Below are 15,966 nucleotides of genomic sequence, written 5' to 3'. Positions count from 1 at the left end.
GATGACGAAACCGTCGACCGCCGAGGGATACAGCAATCAGGTCACTGAGAACTGCGAACGGGTCCTGGTCACGCTTCTTCGAGGGTTGGGGCCATGGCGTGACTCCATCTTCCTGGTGGGTGGTTTGACGCCTCGCTATCTTATCGAGAGGAAGCCTCCCGAAATTCCGGCACACGCAGGAACGGGCGATGTCGACGTCGTCATCCAGCTTCAGATGCTCAACGAAACGGAGGCTTACCATAGCCTTGAAGACAATTTCAAAAAACTCGGATTAACGCGCGGCACAAACATGAAGGGGCAGTCTGTCTCTTGGCGCTGGGAGATCAGCACGGGTGGTACGAAGGTTGCAATCGAACTCCTCGCCGATGATCCTGACAAGTCAGGCGGCAAGGTCGTTGAGTTGCCCACGGAAGGCAGCGTATCGGCCATGAATATCCCGCATTCGGCAATTGTCTTCGATCATCATAAAACGCGAAAGATCTCGGCCGAGCTTCTCGGGGACGACGGCGTTGCAACGGTCGACCTCCACTATGCTGACCTGGTGGCGTTCGTTTGCCTGAAAGCTTATGCCTTCAACCAGCGAGCCGAGCGAAAAGACGCCCACGACCTCGTCTACTGCATCGAGCATTATGATGGTAGCGTCGATGCGGCCGCAGACGAATTCGTGAAAGCGCTTGGTGGTGAACACAAGGAGGTTATCGCCGAGAGTCTGACTTTGTTGGCTCAGCACTTCGTTGATGACGAGCGGACCGAAGGCTTCACCAAGGATGGTGCTGTCGCGGTGGCGAAATTCGAATTGGGAGAAGACACCGATCGCGACACCCGTATTCTCAGGCAGCGTGAGGTTTCCGATCTCATATCGACGCTCCTGAAGAAAGTTGGCGCCTGACGCCTAGGGTCAGGACCCATTGATTTGAATTGACGGCTATGATTCTGACTGGCGGATAGGAGCCTGACTGATGAGTAATTTGTTCTGGCAGAATAACGAGAAATGGCTCGTCTTCAGCCCGATTTCCCCAAGAGCCATGGCCGCGAGCGTGTAGATGATCGGCGTGTGCTGATCGGCATCATTTTCGTCAATCGCAACGGGCTCCGGTGGTGCAATGCGCCGAAGGAATATGGCCCGGCGAAAACGCTGTATAACCGCTGGAAACGCTGGAGCGACAAGGGCATTTCTATCCAGATGATGGACGGCCTGGCGGTGCCTGAAGCTGCAGAACACCAGACCGTCATGATTGATGCAACCTATCTCAAGTCCCACCGCACGGCTTCCAGCCTGGGCGCACTCCCTCAAGTTCTATAAATCGGCGTTATGCCATCTTTTCAGAGGCTTAGTTCATTTGTTGAGCGTGCCACTGGTTCGAATCCGTTCAAGGCGTTCAGTTGTCCGAAAACGCATCTACTCACGTTCGATTTTGACGGTGACCTTGCCGGGACGGTCAAAAACCGAGACATCTCCTTGGACTTCACCAAGAATGACGATACCCGGCTGAGGAACGCGTCCATCACGGTAGTAGATGACGAAATCGCCGGAACTCCAGAGACCAAGCGTTCCAGCAGAGAATTCGCGCTGTCGCGAAGCGGCCGGCAGTGCCGCCGGCAGGTTGCCCGTCTTTTCCTGGCGCAGATGATCGTCCATCTCGATCGTCAACGGCAGCATGTCGGCAAGTGCGCGAGCAGCCGCGTTGTCGGTCAGCTCGGCCGTGACGTTGCCCCAGTTGGATGAAATTGAGATGCGGTCCTGCGCCAAGGCGGCTCCTCCAAGCGTTAGGGTAAACAAAGCTGCTATTATCGATGTTTCTGCTAGACGTTTCATGTTCCACCATTCTGCAACTGAGAACGAAGCTTTCCGGCTGACCTCAAACCAGCCAATGCGTAGTGTGAAAGCACCGCGACACCTGCGACGACCGCAGTCCAGTGCGCGAAAAACGGAGCTACGGAGGCGGTAAAATCCCAGAACTCAATGCTGTAACCGAACATCAGCTTCGTTGCGACGCCGAGGACAGCGAAACTCCAGGCGCCAAGAGCTACGAAGATCACCGCAACAAGTCTGAACATGCCGGTCCTGATCCGCGAGTGAGTTAGATTGAATATTGTCCCGGTCGCCGCCATCACGCGCGTCCAATGGCTGCCGACATGAACGGCGATGATCATCGCCACCCAGTGGGCCGAGAACCAGTGGAGTTCGATGACGCTGATATTGTCCGTGAACTGGATGAAGCTCAGCACCGAGCGGGATATCAGCACGCTGGTCACGAACAGCATCGCCATGTTGATCACAAGCCAGAAATGTACCACCGCGACTGCCCAGCGGCGGGCGTCATAACGCCCGATACGAAGTTTCAGGAACCAACGCCTGTTGGTGTAGAGGTGCCATGCCAAAAGTCCGAACATGGCCGTCCCAAAAATCTCATGCGGGCCGTTGTCGAGCCACCAATAGGCGAGCGCCAGCGTCAGCAAAGCGGCCATGCTGGCGGGAATAAGAAGTCGGTCGGTCGTTAGCCGGAGCATGGCAGCACCCCGATGACATCAAAGCGCATCGTCATCGGAGATCGCTCCATCAAACGTAAACATGAACTGTTCGGATTGCTTTGACCGGTGGCAGGAATAACAGCGAGCGACATTCTCGTCCGCTTTGACGGTCTGATCGGGCCAGAACCACTGGTATTCCCACTGATCGGCGTCATCACCGATTTTCTGTCCGACGAGATACCGCGTCAGAACATCGCTCTGAAAGTCGACAAGTACCATATGCGTGCCGGTGGGAACAGGCTGCCCGGCCTTGAGCGCCGCCAGCGCCTCAGGGCTTGTCAGCATGTGCTCGCGGGTGATCCCCCGCCGAACCGTCGTGTAATGCTCGAGCTGATCGAGAGGCGGGAATGTCACCGAGTTGGAAGCCGCGAGTGCTGTCGTTGGCGATAGCTCGGTTTCGAACACGAAATAGCCTGCCAGAACGATCAGGAAGGGTAAGGCCATTAAGCCGGACCAGCGAAAGATCTTCATAGTGTTCATCCCTTATACCGATCGATTAGCGGCTGCCGCACTCTCTGCCTCGCACTGCGTACGCAATTCTCGAGCTGGCAAAGACAGAAGGAAGGACTGAGGCCACGAGCATTGCCCGCAGCCCCATTCCGCTTACCGGTCAAGCGAGGTGTTGATCAAAGAAGCCTTTCAGCTTGTCGAATGGGATCAGATCGACACGGTCGTAGAGATCGACGTGACCGGCGCCCTTCACCCAGACCAATTCTTTCGGCTCGGAAGCACGCTTGTAGGCGTCCTCACTAAATTCCTTCGAATGCGCCTGGTCGCCGGAGATAAACAGCATCGGCCGCGGCGAGATCGTTTCGATGTCGTTGAACGGATAGAAGTTTGCGAACTTGACCACGCTGCTCATCGTCGGCTTGGTGGTCGTCTGCTTCGTTGCACCAGCCGGGGTGAACTCGCCGCGCGGCGTCCGGTAGAAGTCGAAGAACTCGCGCTGTACTGGGTCTGTATCGGCTGTCAGTTCCAGAGTGGTGCCGCCGACATATTGGACAGGGGCACCATCTGCTTCTGCCCAGCGCTGTTCCGCTGCTGCGGCGATGAACGCCTTGCGCTGCTCGACGCTCTGGGAGTGGTTGAGTGCATCACGGAAGGCCGAGCCCATATCGTACATGCTGACGGTTGCAACCGCCTTGATACGTGGGTCGATCTTGGCCGCGCTGACGACGAAGCTGCCACTGCCGCAGACACCGATTGCACCGATGTTGGCGCGGTCAACGAAAGCATTTGAACCAAGGAAATCGACACCGGCGCTGAACGCCTCGGAATAGACTTCCGGGGAAACCAGGTTACGCGATTGCCCTTCGCTTTCGCCCCAGAACGGCAGATCGATGGATATCGCGACAAAGCCCTGTTCCGCCATTTTGGTGGCGTAGAGATTAGCGCTCTGCTCTTTCACCGCACCCATCGGATGACCGACTATGATTGCCGGGTTCTTCGTCGCACGATCCAGATCTTTGGGAAGATAGAGATTGCCGGCGACATTCGTCTGGTACTGGGTCTTGAACGTGACCTTCTGCAGGGTCACCCGGTCACTGGTGTAGAAATTTGACGCGCCATTGGACATGTCTTGAGCCTCTGCATTTGTGATGTTGAAAATGGACATCGCCCCAAGGGCCGCAACGCCGGCACCTGTCATCCTGAGAAGATGTCGGCGGTCGATACCGGCCGTCGAGGTCTGTGTGTCGTCCTGATTTTGGTCGGTCATCTGCATGTCTCCTTGAGTGGTGGTGCGACGGAAATTGAGCTGGCGAGAGTTGCCGCCGCGTTTCATCGGCGTGTGGACCGCCAGGCGGCGATGGCGAAAATGAATGAGCCGACCAGCAGCACCGCGGCGAACAGGAAGGTGCTCCGCCAGCCGGAGCCGTCGAACAGGGCGCCGCCGACAGAAGCGCCAAAGGTGATTGCGAGCTGGATGGTCGCCACCTGCAGCCCGCCGCCTGCCTCCGCGTCGTCGGGCATGGTTCGGCTGAGCCAGGTTCCCCAGCCGACTGGAGCAGCGGTGCTGAACAGACCCCAGCCGATCAGAAGAACAGCGGTGAATGTCGAGGACGATCCGAATGCAATCAGCCCCAATGCAATGATGGCCATGATCAGGGGGATCGCGGCGAGAATGACGAACAACCGCTTTTGCAGCAGATGGCTGACGATCGTAGTCCCTGCGACTCCCGCCAGACCCATCAGCAGAAGAAGAAGAGAGAGGGTCGATATGGAAACCGACGTCACTGTTTCCAGGAAGGGGCGGAGGTATGTGAACAAAGCGAACTGGCCCATGAAGAGCAGCATGATCGATGCCATGCCGATCGCCACCGGCGGGCGGAGAAGCAGCCGGAAGACGTTCGACGAGCTCTCATTACGATGCGGAGGCAGTGACGGCAGGCTGATCCACTGCCAGATGAGCGCCAGGAGTGCCAGCGGAACGACAGCAAAGAACGCGCCGCGCCATCCGAAGTAACTCCCGAGCATGCTTCCGAGTGGCGCCGCGATCGTCGTTGCGACGGCGTTGCCGGTGTTCAACATCGCAAGACCCTTCGGCACAGCGTTCTCCGGAACCAGCCGCATAACGATCGACGTCGACATCGACCAGAAGCCCCCGATGGCTATGCCAAGAAGGCCGCGTCCGATCATCAGCACGAGATAGTTCGGGGCAAACGAGACGATCGTTCCCGAGATCACCAGGATTAATGAGAACGACGCAAGAACCAGCCGCCTGTCAAATCGACGAGTCAGCCCAGCCACGAAAATACTGGTGAGGACCGCAAAAACTCCGGACACCGAGATCGCCTGGCCGGCGCGGCCTTCGGTGACACCCAGTTCCGTCGCAATTGGGGAGAGAAGACTGACGGGCATGAACTCCGATGCGATCAGGACCGACACGCACAGGGCCATCGAGGTGACTGCGCCCCACGCCGCAATCGGCATGGGGGACGTTGGCGTTATCGCCGCCGCAAGCTCAATATCACCATGATTGAAGTTAGATCGTTTGAGAGCGTGCTGTGTCATGGCGGCAATATATGGCGGGGGGACTCTGAGGATTAGCCATTGCAATTCGCTTGGACTTATCGATTGATGACATCAATCAATGACGCCTGGAGGGAACTATGAAGCGGGAAGATCTCAATGATATGCTCTGGTTTCTGGCAGTGGCGGAGGAGCGGAGCTTCACGAAGGCGGCCGCGAAACTCGGTACGTCACAATCAACGATCAGTCATACGATCAAGAAGCTCGAGGCCCGGATGGGACTGCGCCTTCTGACGCGCACCACCCGTAACGTCGTTCCGACGGAGGCAGGCGAGAGGCTGATCCGCTCTCTGGCTCCCCGCATTCAAGAACTCGAAACCGAGATCGACGAATTGATGGCAATTCGAGACAAGCCGTCCGGCTCGGTCCGGATAACGCTCTCCGACTTCGCTCTGGAACGTTTCGTCTGGCCAAAACTGCGGTCGGTTCTCAGGGACTACCCCGACATCAAGGTCGAATTGATCAGCGACAACGGCCTCAACAATATCGTTGAGGAAAAGTTCGACGCTGGCGTGCGGCTTGGCGAAAGCCTGGATAAAGACATGATAGCAGTGCGGATCGGCCCCGACTGGCGTCTGGTCGCTGTTGGGTCACCCGGATATTTCGCGTCTCGCCCCCTCCCGATGACACCCCAGGAACTCGTCGGTCACAACTGCATCAACCACCGGCAGTCAAGTGCGGGTGGTCTTTACGCATGGGAATTCGAAAAGGACGGGCGAGAGCTTCGGGTCCGCGTCGATGGACAACTGACGTTCAACACCTCGTACGCAATGATCGATGCGGCCGTGAACGACTATGGCATCGCATATGTCCCTGAGGCTCTCGTTGAAGCACAGCGCGCGTCGGGAGAACTGGTGCAAGTTCTGGATGACTGGACGCCGTTGTTTTCGGGATACTACCTGTACTATCCAAGCCGGCGACAGAACTCCCCTGCGTTCAAGGTTGTCGTGGAGGCTCTCCGTATCTGAGGCGGATTGCACGATCGTTAAATTCCCATCAACGAGTTCTCACCTAACGCGCCTAACGCCCGATTGCTTTCAGAGCAGACCCGCGCGCCGGGGGCTGTCGGTCCCGGTTTCCGGCGTTGCCGGCGCGGTGCTTAACCTCCTGCGGCAACCCTTTTAACCGGTCTTGCGGGAGGCGAACGGCTTTCGCGCTTCCCGCTACAGCTTGTATGCCCTTTCTTGTTTTGGACGCTGCTGCCCATCGACCAAGAGCTGCCACTGCGTGAAACTTCGCGATTGTAAACCCTGCTCGCCGGGTTCGCTAAAATCGCATCTCCGCCAACAAGGTTGATCTGCCGATAGTGCCGTGTTTTGAAGGTGGAAGATCGGCGGCGGGGGTTTGACAACAGGAATGGCAGAACAGTTTGACTTGTTTTCGGAGCAGGCTCGGCGCGACCATGTGGTCACGCGTAGCACCGCCAAATCTGCGGAAACCGACAAGTATGCCATCCCCATAAGTGAAGAGGACATGGTCCGATATCTGTCGGAGACCGGTCGATATCGGATTCTCACGAAACTCGTGCCGCGCGCAATCGCGCCATTCGCCCGGTCAGCCTACCCCCTCAGGGGCATCATTGTCGACACTGAGACCACGGGCCTCAATGCTCGCAAGCATGAGATCATCGAGATTGGCGTGATCGCTTTCACCTTCGATGCCAAAGGAAACATCGGTGACGTCACCGGGATCTATGGTGGACTTCAGCAGCCAAGCGATTCCATTCCTCCCGAAATCACCAAGCTCACCGGGATAACGGACGACATGGTCGCCGGGCAAACGATCGACATGGCGGCGCTAGAGGCGCTGATTGAACCTGCTGATATTCTTATCGCCCACAATGCCGGTTTCGACCGGCCATTCTGCGAGGCGTTTTCTCACCTGTTTTCCGGCAAGGCCTGGGCTTGCTCAAACTCCGAGATAGACTGGTCGTCGCGCGGCTATGAAGGCACCAAGCTCGGCTACCTGATCGGGCAGGCGGGCTATTTTCATGAGGGTCATCGCGCGGTCGACGATTGCTTTGCACTTCTGGAGGTCCTGGCTCGAGAAAAGGACGGATTGGCTTCCACCGCTTTCGCAGAGCTCTATGAAGCAAGCCAAACTTCGCGTGTCCGGATCTTTGCGGAGAACAGCCCCTTCGACATGAAGGACCACTTGAAAGCGCGAGGCTATCGCTGGTCCGACGGAAGCGACGGCCGTCCCAAATCCTGGTGGATCGAGATTGGAGAAGAAGCGCTCGATGACGAACTCCGCTATCTCAGAGCCGAAATCTACCGCTATCCAGACGCCGATCCTCCAATCAAACGCCTCACTGCCTTCGACCGGTTCCGGGCCTGACAGCCCCCTTCAGCTCATCTCTGATTGGACCCATGCCTTGAGCGCATGGCCGACCTGAGACCTTGTGTCTTATCGACGAGCGTCCAAGAGCCTATGTTCCAACCATCGAAACGACGTTGGAACCGAAGCAAGGTTGCTGGCGTCAAGAGACCTCACGAAAGGGGATCATCATGAACGTAGCACGCTCTTTCAATAACTGGCGCAAGTATCGTCAGACGGTTACCGAACTCGGCCGCATGAGCTCGCGCGAACTGCAGGACCTCGGTATTAATCGCGCTGACATCCACAGCGTCGCCCGCCAGTCGGTCGCTCGCTAAGCGGCTTTTCCCGCGTATCCTGAGTGACACTACGCCCGCTGATGACGCGGGCGTTTCTGTGTCTGGCCTCCGACGAAGCGCTGAGCTGGAGATTTTCTTTCGTCAGAAACGGCTTTGCATTTTTCTCATAGCTGTACTGCAGCAAAGTCTATTTAATGTGCGGCGAGAATGGATATGATTGTTTTTATCGAGGCGATGCACCTCCTCCCGCAGAGCTCCGAATTCAGGCGGCCCACTCCTCCTCCCAAGGGACGTCTGTTGGAACAGCGGCATTCCTCCTCCCAGTCGCTGTTCGGTTATTTTGGAAAGCCTGCCGCACCTCCTCCCGCGGCAGGCTTTTTCGTTTCTGCGGACAGTCAGGGAGTGACATCGCGATTGGAGCAGTCACTTGGCGGGCGGTTCGAAGCCGTTCGAATGCCCCGGCTTCCTTAGTCACTTGTTCTGGAACCCGCGCATAAAAAGGTCTACGAGATCTGCGTCACGAATAAAGCCTTGCTGTCTAAGAGGTCCCGTTCATTCACGGCGTCATATTTTCGGATGTCACCCCGCATACGGCCCTGCCATCGGCTGACGAACGCCTTCGTTTCAAGCGCATCAAGATGGGTACCGAGTGCGTGCTGATCGAACCAACGTTCCAGTATCAGCAATTGTCCAGCTTGCTGATCAGCCACCGCCACGTCATAAACGATGTTTCCGGCACGCTGGCGGGTGGCAACCGCAAGCACCTTGAGATCTGCAATAAAATTTTCAAGATCAGCAGGGTCGACGTGCATATATCCGGTTACGATGAGCATGATGAATTCCATCTGGAGTTAGCCCCCGACCACTGAGCTCTTTCTGGCGGGGGCTCCGTGTGATCAGCCAGTGATGAGGACTACCTTGCCCTGGATTCCACCTCGGGCGGCGCGTTCATGGGCAGCCGAAGCCTCGGCCAACAGAAAGGTGCTATCGATGACGACGCGAAAAGTCCCGTTGCCAAGCAAACGGCCAGCCTCTGCCAGTTGGGTGCCGTTCGAGCGAACCTGTGTCGATGACACCGTAACGCCGCGCCTGGCCGCCTCATCGTGACCTGAGAAGCCAAGTGGGTTGGCCAGAAAGAGCGCTCCGCCCGGCTTGATCGACTTCAGGAAGCGCTCCATGTCCGGACCGCCGACAGCGTCAAGCACAAGGTCGACATTCTGCACCACCGCTTCAGCTGCCACCCTGGTGTAGTCGATGAAGTCATCCGCGCCGAGGTCGCGCAGAAGCGCCTCGTGCTTGCCGGAGGCGACAGCGATCACGCGCGCGCCCTTCCACTTTGCCACCTGAACCGCCAGGTGGCCCACACCACCCCCTGCGCCATTGACCAGAACCGTCTTGCCTCCGAGCGGGACAGGCATATGGGGGAAAGACTGGAACGGGTTCACCGCGCCATGGCCGGGAGCGACCAGAAACTGCCAGGCCGTCAGCAACGACATGGGTGCGCCAGCTGTCTGGGCGTGATCGATGCTTTCAGGCTTTTGTGCCAGTTCCGATGCGGGAACGCAGACATATTCGGCATAGGCGCCGCTGCCCTTCATTAAATCCTCCGGGAAGCGGACCATCGCATAGACCTCGTCGCCGACGCTGAACCCCGAAACGTCATCACCGATCGCCGCCACAATACCTGACACATCGGTGCCCGGGATGATTGGAAATGCCGGATCAGGCTGCCATTCGGGTGGTAGCGCCCGATAGCCATCACGCAGGTAGAGGTCCGGCGGGTTGATGCTCGCTGCATGCACGCGGACAAGCACATCGCCACCTGATGCGATGGGCCGCGGCGCATCTTCATACTTCAACACCTCCGGGCCGCCGAATTCGTGCAATTGAACAACCTTCATCATCTCAGCCATAATAACCTCTCTCTCTAACGTTGTGTTCGCCAACAGGACATATGACCAGACGATGAGATTGATAATTGCGCCTCCGTTCGCTTTAATAGTGCCATGAAGGAACAAATGGGTTTTGAACGGCTGACCGGACTGATTGCATTCGCTCGTGCTGGCTCTCTCGGCAGCTACACGGCGGCAGCGCGCGCGCTGTCCGTTTCGCCATCGGCGATAAGCAAAAGCATCCAGCGGCTGGAGGCCCATCTCGGTGTATCTCTGTTCACGCGCACGACACGCTCGCTGACCCTCACGGCCGAGGGGCGCGACATCCATCAGCGCGCACTGCGGCTGCTGCGCGATGCCGAGGAGATCGAGCAGGTCGCAAAGACCGCCCGTGCCGAACCCGCTGGCACATTGAGGATTGCATCCTCGTTGCCCATCGGCCTTCACGTGATCGCACGTGTGCTTCCGCAGTTTCGCAACCGCCACCCCAAGGTGACGATCGACCTGCGACTGAGTGACCATATGGTGGACCTCATCGAAGAAGGCATTGATCTGGCAGTCCGGATCGGCGACCTCGCCGACTCGCGCCTTCTGTCGCGTCGGCTCTCGCCACATCGTCTTTGCTGTTACGCGTCGCCCGGTTATCTCGCCACGCACGGCACCCCGATGCATCCTGATGAACTGGGTGGGCATGAAACGGTCAATCTGCGCTACCAGGGCACGGGCCAGCTGTTTCGCTGGCCCTTCCGGATTGAACATCGGGACATCGAGATCGTGCCGTCGTCGGGCGTGATCGTCGATGCCAGTGAGGCCGTTATAGAGACGATCGCCGCGGGCGGAGGCATTGGTATGTGCGCGAACTTCATGGCCACGCCTTGGGTCAGTCGCGGTCAGTTGATCCCGGTTCTGTCCGATTTCGCCGTGGAGCGGCACAACGTTACCGCAGTCTGGCCAGAGAACCGTCGCTCCAACCCCGCTGTTCGGGCTTTTCTGGATGAACTGATCGAACGGTTCTAGCCGAAGGTGCGGCGATAGCGACGTTCGACAGTCTTGCTGCAAGGCCATAACGCCGTTGAAGCGGGATCAACGAAGCCGATGGCTAGGGTTTGTTGAGGGAACGGAATCTACGAGTATTTGTAGCCGGGTCGATGGTTCAGATCCCCTATGTGGACGGCCCCCGACCCGCAAGATATTTCGAGATAATTTGATCTGATCGCTTGCGTCCATATGTCCGGCCTGTAGTTGCGCTCGCACATGAACGCTGGCCAAGATGGTTTCCGCGACACAGGTCCCGAACATCAAGGCGGCCTTGACGTGCCGAAGGGATCACCGGGGTATCCTGGGTCTCGGATCGATCGATCACACCATCTGTTATTATCTTGCAAGTTGTAGTGTTGCCTACACGTGATGAAGATCAGGGTATGTGGTTTTTGCTTCCCGGTCTTCATGTGGCGCACCCGTTCAAAGCCGATCCCGATTGTGCGCTGTACGTTTCTCCGGAGACCATGAGTTTCCAAGCTATGCGCTGTTGAGTTTCGGCAGGGCTTGCTCCATTTTTCCATTTCGCATCGTCCAACCAATCCGGTATAAGTCGTCGACAATAAACATCTTTGTTGAGTTCGTGTGGATCACAGCAAAATGAAAAAGTGGGTCAAGGACTCGCGATAGGCGACATCAGGGATAAAGGAGGACCGTTTCAACCGGCCGAAAGAGCCTTCGCGAGCGGCGATTTACTGAGAAACCCTGGCTTGAGATGGAATGAACCAGCTTCACGTCACTGATCCGAATAAGCCAGCCGGGTCAGCGATGATGGGCTTCATGATCAGAATGGACGTTCGCATGCTTTCAAGGCCGCCACGGGATCAACTTGTCTCGCTCGCGAGGGAGATATATTCTCAACGTCTCGAGCTGGAGGTCGGTTCATGAAGATTGTTCAATCTAAATTTGAAGGCTCATTTGCTGAAATCGAGATTGTGACTGGCATTAATCGCTCGTCCGAACTCGTCACTTTCGGACCGTTCCGACCGACGATCCTCGAATCCCTAAAAGACCCGATAGTCGCTGATGTTGATTTGGCGATTCAAGAGATCGCCAAGCAGTGTGGTGTGGCTGACATAGAAGTAAGGGCCGCCGTACTGGTTCACCTTACAGCAAACGACAACCCATTCTAAGATATCCTCTGAGCCATGGACGCATTGTGTTCCCGGTGAGATATTTGCTACTTTGAGTTCCCCCCATTTCGCCGGACAATTCAGCTATTAAGACAATGCATTGATGAACTACCGGGGGAAGGCCGTTTTATTTGTCAGCGCAACAAACATCGCAGGGGCTTTGAGCTCGATTCCCCATATCCGCGCTTCACGCCAAAAAACACGATCGTTTGGTCTCAGATGAGGGTTTATCACTGATTGTGCCACATTTTGAGCCGCTCCGAGAAACGATTGCGAAACTCTTCTAAGCTGCTGCTCTCCTTGATGATGACATCGGTTATATGCTGGACCTCTAATATCACGTTTCCGCTGCGCGATTGCAATTCTTCGACCAGCATTGCTTGTCGTGTTTGCAGACCTTTGAGGTCTTCAATATCGGTTGATGTGCCGAGCCATTCTAAAATCACGCCGTTGTCATCACGAACCGGAGTGGCGCGCGTATGGAACCACCGATACGCGTCTGTTCGACCTTCTCGAATACGATATTCGACCTCAAAGCCGCTTGTCTGGTTCGCGTTAGCCCACGCATTTTGAGCTGCGTTACGGTCGTCAGGGTGAACGACTTCCAACCACCCCATCTCATGGCTTTCAACTTCTGTCTGTCCCGTGTAGTTGACCCACTGCGGACCAGACCACGATACATGGCCCCCATTTGTAGCTCGCCAGACAAGTTGCGGTATGCCTTCCAAGAAGGCGCGTTGGCGCAACTGAACATTTGTGAGCGCTTCTTCGGCGCTCTTGATCGCTGTGATATCCTGCGCGATACCGCCTATGTGGACGATTTTGCCGTTGCTGTCTTTGATGGGAAAATCGGTGTTGCGGATCCACCGGATATTGCCGTCTTTAGGCCGCTTTACACGATAGTCGGATGTCACTCGTTCCCCGTTTCGCACGCGTCGCAGGTTTTCCGCAGCAATCTCTCGATCGTCCATCACGATCAACTCAAGCCAACCAAGCATATTGTCCCCGCGCAGCGCCGCCTCGCGATCCAGTCCAAAAATATCTTCGAATGCTGGCGTAAGGTATGACCACTGCAGTGTCTCTGCGTCTCGGATCCAGAGGATATCTTGTGATGCCTCCCCGAATTGGCGGAAACGATCCTCACTCTCTCGCAGCGCGGCCTCAGCACGCGCTCGGTCCGAAACGTCGACAAAGGTCACGACCGTGCCATCAATCCGATCCTCGACGGTTCTGTAGGGACGAAGCCGCATCGCGAATTCCTTGCCTCGCCGGCTGGTGACCTCACGCTCGATCGGCACGAGGTTCTTCAATACTCTGCGAGAATCGGCATCGATATCGTCATAATCGAGATAGTGCGTGAAGTCGGTAATCGCACGACCAATGTCGTGCCTGGTGATATTGAATAGCTCGGCGATTGGTGCTGTGAACATCTTGATCCTGAGATCCGCGTCGAGGAAGAGGGTCCCGATTTCAGTCGCAGACGAGAGGTTTTGAAGGTCGCTATGAGCAGCAGAAATGCTATCGAGCTTGTTTTTGAGCTCGGCATTAACCGTATGCAGTTCCTCGTTGATGGACTGTAGCTCTTCCTTGGATGTTTCAAGCTCCTCCGCCGTGGAGCGGTACTCCTCGTTCATCGACTGTAGCTCTTCGTTGGCCGCACGGAGTTCCTGGACAAGTGCCTCATGTCCCTGACGGCTCATCATCAAGGCTTCTTGCGACGCTTTGAGCTCCGCGTAGATGCGACGCACTTCATCCGGCCGGGGGTCAGAAGTCTGATCAGCCTCATCGGTTTCGAGGACGATACCGCCGTCCAGGAAAAACACGAGTGCTTGGGAAGCTTTGTGAGCTTCGTTCGTCACGGGTGTCACTTGTAACGCGACCCGCCGTTTACCGTGATCAAAGGCAACAACCGTCGGAAATGTCATCGATGGCTCGCCGCTTTCCAGCGCACGCGATAACGCGATGCCGAGGTCTAGCCGCAATTCAGGTCGGACCACTGCTGACAGCGATCGCGAGACGGGACCCGCGGAATGGAGAAGGAAGCGGCCGGCGGTAGCCGAAAGATGCAAGATGTTCTCGCTGTCATCCACCAGCGCGCTGGCGGGGGCGTGCTGTTCAAGAGACGCGACATGGAGAGCCGCAGGCAAAACTCCACGGTCGCTTATCAGCGGAACTGGGCGTGGAAAGTTCGCAAGCTGTTCTGATACCGCGAACTGCGGAAGAATGGGTAGCATTTGGGTGCCGTTCGCTCGGGCACTATAGATCCGCGCCTGTCGATCGATTGGCGTGAAGAGATCGGCTGCCACATCGACTGTTTCCGCGGAGCCGAGAAACAGATATCGCCCGGTTCGCAGTCCATAGCTGAACAGCGAGCAGATTTGGGCTTGCAGACCGCGTTCCAGGTAAATCAGCAAGTTACGGCAGGTAATCAAATCGAGCCGCATGAAAGGTGGCTCTTTGAGTATGCTGTGCTTGGCAAAAAGGACAGTTTCACGGAGCTCTTTTCGCACGCGAAAATGCGTACCCTCGTCGACGAAATATTGCGTGAGCCGCTCCTGCGAAACGTCTGCTTCAATCGCTCGCGGATAGCGTCCTTCCCGGGCAATAACCAAGGCCGCCTCATCCAAGTCTGTAGCAAATATCTGAAGCGGTATACTCACATTTTGCCGCGCCATTTCCTCATGCAACTGGATAGCAACGCTGTAGGCCTCTTCGCCAGTCGCGCAGCCCACGACCCACACGCGTATGCCGTCCTCGTTTGCAGTATCGTATCCGCTCACCAGTGGGCGTATCACTTGGCGCGCCAGCGCCTCGAAAGCATGTTCATCCCGGAAAAACATCGTCACTGATATCAGCAGATCCGAAAAAAGGTTCTTTGCTTCATCAGGTGTGGCGATCAGGTAGTCGGAATATTCTGCGAGCGTCTTACTCCGGCTCACCTGCATCCGTCTTACCACTCGGCGCATCACAGTCGCGCGTTTATACGCAGAAAAATCGTGTCCAACTCGCGAGCGTAGCAAAGTCACAATGCGACGGAGATCGTGCGCGGAGCCTCTAGCGTCAAGCGAACGCACTGCTTCTTTGCTGCCGGCAACCTCGCTGAGGTGCTCAACCAAGCGTGCGATCGGTGCGACAAAATCCGCAGCTCCTGTCGCGATGGCATTTTGCGGCATCGACGGGAAGCTGGCTTCGCTGGGATCCTGCACCATGATGACGCCGCCGGCTTCTTTCACTGCTGCGACGCCAAGTGAACCGTCGGTCCCGGCTCCTGTCAGAACAATCGCGACGCCGTCGCCTCTTGCGACAGCCACGGACCGAAAGAACATATCGATTGGCGCCCGCTTTCCCCGGGGCTCGGTGAACGGTCGCGCTGCGATACTGTCACCCTCGATGACGAGTTCGCGGTCCGGTGGGATGACGTAAACACAATTTGCCACCAGGGTCGGAGTGTCGTCAATCTGGTAGACTGGCATGCGGGTACAAACGGAAAGGATCTCTCGCAGTGAGCTCGGCTCGTCGGGTGATAAATGGAGGATGACGACATAAGCTAGCCCAAGGTCTGGCGCGATCAGCCTGAAGAACGTCTGCAGCGCAGCAACGCCGCCCGCCGAGGCGCCGATCGCACAGATGGGAACAAACTCATCATTGTTGGTCGAAATCTCTATAATGTCCGTCATATAGCCTCTGTCATTGTCGACTGCTGGACCGCGCAACGGTGGCGAGCGG

Annotated in this window: 14 protein-coding genes and 1 pseudogene; 7 read left to right on the top strand and 8 right to left on the bottom strand. The window is 56.8% G+C overall.

Going from position 1 to position 15,966, the window contains the following annotated elements:
* Position 1 precedes the first annotated feature (1 nt).
* Together AAIH70_RS25975 and AAIH70_RS25970 are read left to right on the top strand one after the other, a co-directional pair.
* Positions 2-889, top strand: a complete 888-nt coding sequence (locus AAIH70_RS25975) for an antitoxin (RefSeq protein WP_430036532.1) — start codon at positions 2-4, stop codon at positions 887-889.
* A gap of 70 nt (positions 890-959) precedes the next feature.
* Positions 960-1,279: pseudogene (locus tag AAIH70_RS25970) on the top strand (transposase); the annotation flags it as partial.
* A gap of 120 nt (positions 1,280-1,399) precedes the next feature.
* Here the strand turns inward: AAIH70_RS25970 and AAIH70_RS25965 are convergent.
* From AAIH70_RS25965 to AAIH70_RS25945, 5 genes are all read right to left on the bottom strand, one after another.
* Entirely contained in the window at positions 1,400-1,750 is a 351-nt protein-coding gene (locus tag AAIH70_RS25965) for a cyclophilin-like fold protein (RefSeq protein ID WP_430036530.1), read from the bottom strand.
* A 62-nt stretch (positions 1,751-1,812) separates the two neighbouring features.
* Positions 1,813-2,469, bottom strand: a complete 657-nt coding sequence (locus AAIH70_RS25960; protein ID WP_430036528.1) for a DUF4405 domain-containing protein — start codon at positions 2,467-2,469, stop codon at positions 1,813-1,815.
* 60 nt (positions 2,470-2,529) lie between these two features.
* Positions 2,530-3,003, bottom strand: coding sequence for a hypothetical protein (locus AAIH70_RS25955; protein ID WP_430036526.1), 474 nt, complete (start codon positions 3,001-3,003; stop codon positions 2,530-2,532).
* 139 nt (positions 3,004-3,142) lie between these two features.
* Entirely contained in the window at positions 3,143-4,315 is a 1,173-nt protein-coding gene (locus AAIH70_RS25950) for an alpha/beta hydrolase (RefSeq protein WP_430036524.1), read from the bottom strand.
* Positions 4,312-5,463, bottom strand: coding sequence for an MFS transporter (locus AAIH70_RS25945; protein WP_430036668.1), 1,152 nt, complete (start codon positions 5,461-5,463; stop codon positions 4,312-4,314). The genes AAIH70_RS25950 and AAIH70_RS25945 overlap by 4 nt, the downstream gene beginning before the upstream one ends.
* Before the next feature lie 179 nt (positions 5,464-5,642).
* On the opposite strand from AAIH70_RS25945, the gene AAIH70_RS25940 reads away from it, so the two are divergent.
* The 3 genes from AAIH70_RS25940 to AAIH70_RS25930 all read left to right on the top strand — a co-directional run bounded on the left by AAIH70_RS25940 (position 5,643) and on the right by AAIH70_RS25930 (position 8,216).
* On the top strand, positions 5,643-6,530 hold the full coding sequence (locus tag AAIH70_RS25940) for a LysR family transcriptional regulator (protein WP_430036522.1): 888 nt from the start codon (positions 5,643-5,645) through the stop codon (positions 6,528-6,530).
* 388 nt (positions 6,531-6,918) lie between these two features.
* Positions 6,919-7,899: a 3'-5' exonuclease gene (locus tag AAIH70_RS25935; RefSeq protein WP_430036520.1), complete on the top strand. Its 981-nt coding sequence runs from the start codon at positions 6,919-6,921 to the stop codon at positions 7,897-7,899.
* Between the two features lie 170 nt (positions 7,900-8,069).
* Positions 8,070-8,216: a DUF1127 domain-containing protein gene (locus AAIH70_RS25930; protein ID WP_003551724.1), complete on the top strand. Its 147-nt coding sequence runs from the start codon at positions 8,070-8,072 to the stop codon at positions 8,214-8,216.
* A gap of 464 nt (positions 8,217-8,680) precedes the next feature.
* On the opposite strand, the gene AAIH70_RS25925 is transcribed toward AAIH70_RS25930, so the two are convergent.
* Positions 8,681-9,022: a putative quinol monooxygenase gene (locus AAIH70_RS25925; RefSeq protein WP_430036518.1), complete on the bottom strand. Its 342-nt coding sequence runs from the start codon at positions 9,020-9,022 to the stop codon at positions 8,681-8,683.
* 51 nt (positions 9,023-9,073) lie between these two features.
* Complete coding sequence (locus AAIH70_RS25920) at positions 9,074-10,090, bottom strand: NADP-dependent oxidoreductase (RefSeq protein ID WP_430036516.1); 1,017 nt, start codon at positions 10,088-10,090, stop codon at positions 9,074-9,076.
* 93 nt (positions 10,091-10,183) lie between these two features.
* On the opposite strand from AAIH70_RS25920, the gene AAIH70_RS25915 reads away from it, so the two are divergent.
* Both AAIH70_RS25915 and AAIH70_RS25910 read left to right on the top strand, forming a co-directional pair.
* Complete coding sequence (locus AAIH70_RS25915; protein ID WP_430036514.1) at positions 10,184-11,086, top strand: LysR substrate-binding domain-containing protein; 903 nt, start codon at positions 10,184-10,186, stop codon at positions 11,084-11,086.
* 905 nt (positions 11,087-11,991) lie between these two features.
* Positions 11,992-12,240, top strand: coding sequence for a hypothetical protein (locus AAIH70_RS25910; protein ID WP_430036512.1), 249 nt, complete (start codon positions 11,992-11,994; stop codon positions 12,238-12,240).
* 230 nt (positions 12,241-12,470) lie between these two features.
* Here AAIH70_RS25910 and AAIH70_RS25905 read toward each other — a convergent pair whose 3' ends face one another.
* Positions 12,471-15,917 (bottom strand): chemotaxis protein CheB, encoded by a 3,447-nt coding sequence (locus AAIH70_RS25905; RefSeq protein ID WP_430036510.1) that lies wholly within the window; start codon positions 15,915-15,917, stop codon positions 12,471-12,473.
* Positions 15,918-15,966 lie beyond the last annotated feature (49 nt).

This window comes from Neorhizobium sp. BT27B (assembly GCF_050455485.1).
In the GTDB taxonomy this organism is placed as follows: domain Bacteria; phylum Pseudomonadota; class Alphaproteobacteria; order Rhizobiales; family Rhizobiaceae; genus Neorhizobium.
This window is presented reverse-complemented; position numbering and strand designations above follow the sequence as displayed.

Bases quoted from the DNA above. Each gene is read 5' to 3' on its own strand.
- AAIH70_RS25940 (WP_430036522.1), top strand. From the start codon at position 5,643: ATGAAGCGGGAAGATCTCAATGATATGCTCTGGTTTCTGGCAGTGGCG.
- AAIH70_RS25955 (WP_430036526.1), bottom strand. From the start codon at position 3,003: ATGAAGATCTTTCGCTGGTCCGGCTTAATGGCCTTACCCTTCCTGATC.
- AAIH70_RS25915 (WP_430036514.1), top strand. From the start codon at position 10,184: ATGAAGGAACAAATGGGTTTTGAACGGCTGACCGGACTGATTGCATTC.
- AAIH70_RS25975 (WP_430036532.1), top strand. From the start codon at position 2: ATGACGAAACCGTCGACCGCCGAGGGATACAGCAATCAGGTCACTGAG.
- AAIH70_RS25905 (WP_430036510.1), bottom strand. From the start codon at position 15,917: ATGACGGACATTATAGAGATTTCGACCAACAATGATGAGTTTGTTCCC.
- AAIH70_RS25920 (WP_430036516.1), bottom strand. From the start codon at position 10,090: ATGGCTGAGATGATGAAGGTTGTTCAATTGCACGAATTCGGCGGCCCG.
- AAIH70_RS25910 (WP_430036512.1), top strand. From the start codon at position 11,992: ATGAAGATTGTTCAATCTAAATTTGAAGGCTCATTTGCTGAAATCGAG.
- AAIH70_RS25960 (WP_430036528.1), bottom strand. From the start codon at position 2,469: ATGGCCGCTTTGCTGACGCTGGCGCTCGCCTATTGGTGGCTCGACAAC.
- AAIH70_RS25925 (WP_430036518.1), bottom strand. From the start codon at position 9,022: ATGGAATTCATCATGCTCATCGTAACCGGATATATGCACGTCGACCCT.
- AAIH70_RS25930 (WP_003551724.1), top strand. From the start codon at position 8,070: ATGAACGTAGCACGCTCTTTCAATAACTGGCGCAAGTATCGTCAGACG.
- AAIH70_RS25935 (WP_430036520.1), top strand. From the start codon at position 6,919: ATGGCAGAACAGTTTGACTTGTTTTCGGAGCAGGCTCGGCGCGACCAT.
- AAIH70_RS25945 (WP_430036668.1), bottom strand. From the start codon at position 5,463: ATGCCGATTGCGGCGTGGGGCGCAGTCACCTCGATGGCCCTGTGCGTG.
- AAIH70_RS25950 (WP_430036524.1), bottom strand. From the start codon at position 4,315: ATGAAACGCGGCGGCAACTCTCGCCAGCTCAATTTCCGTCGCACCACC.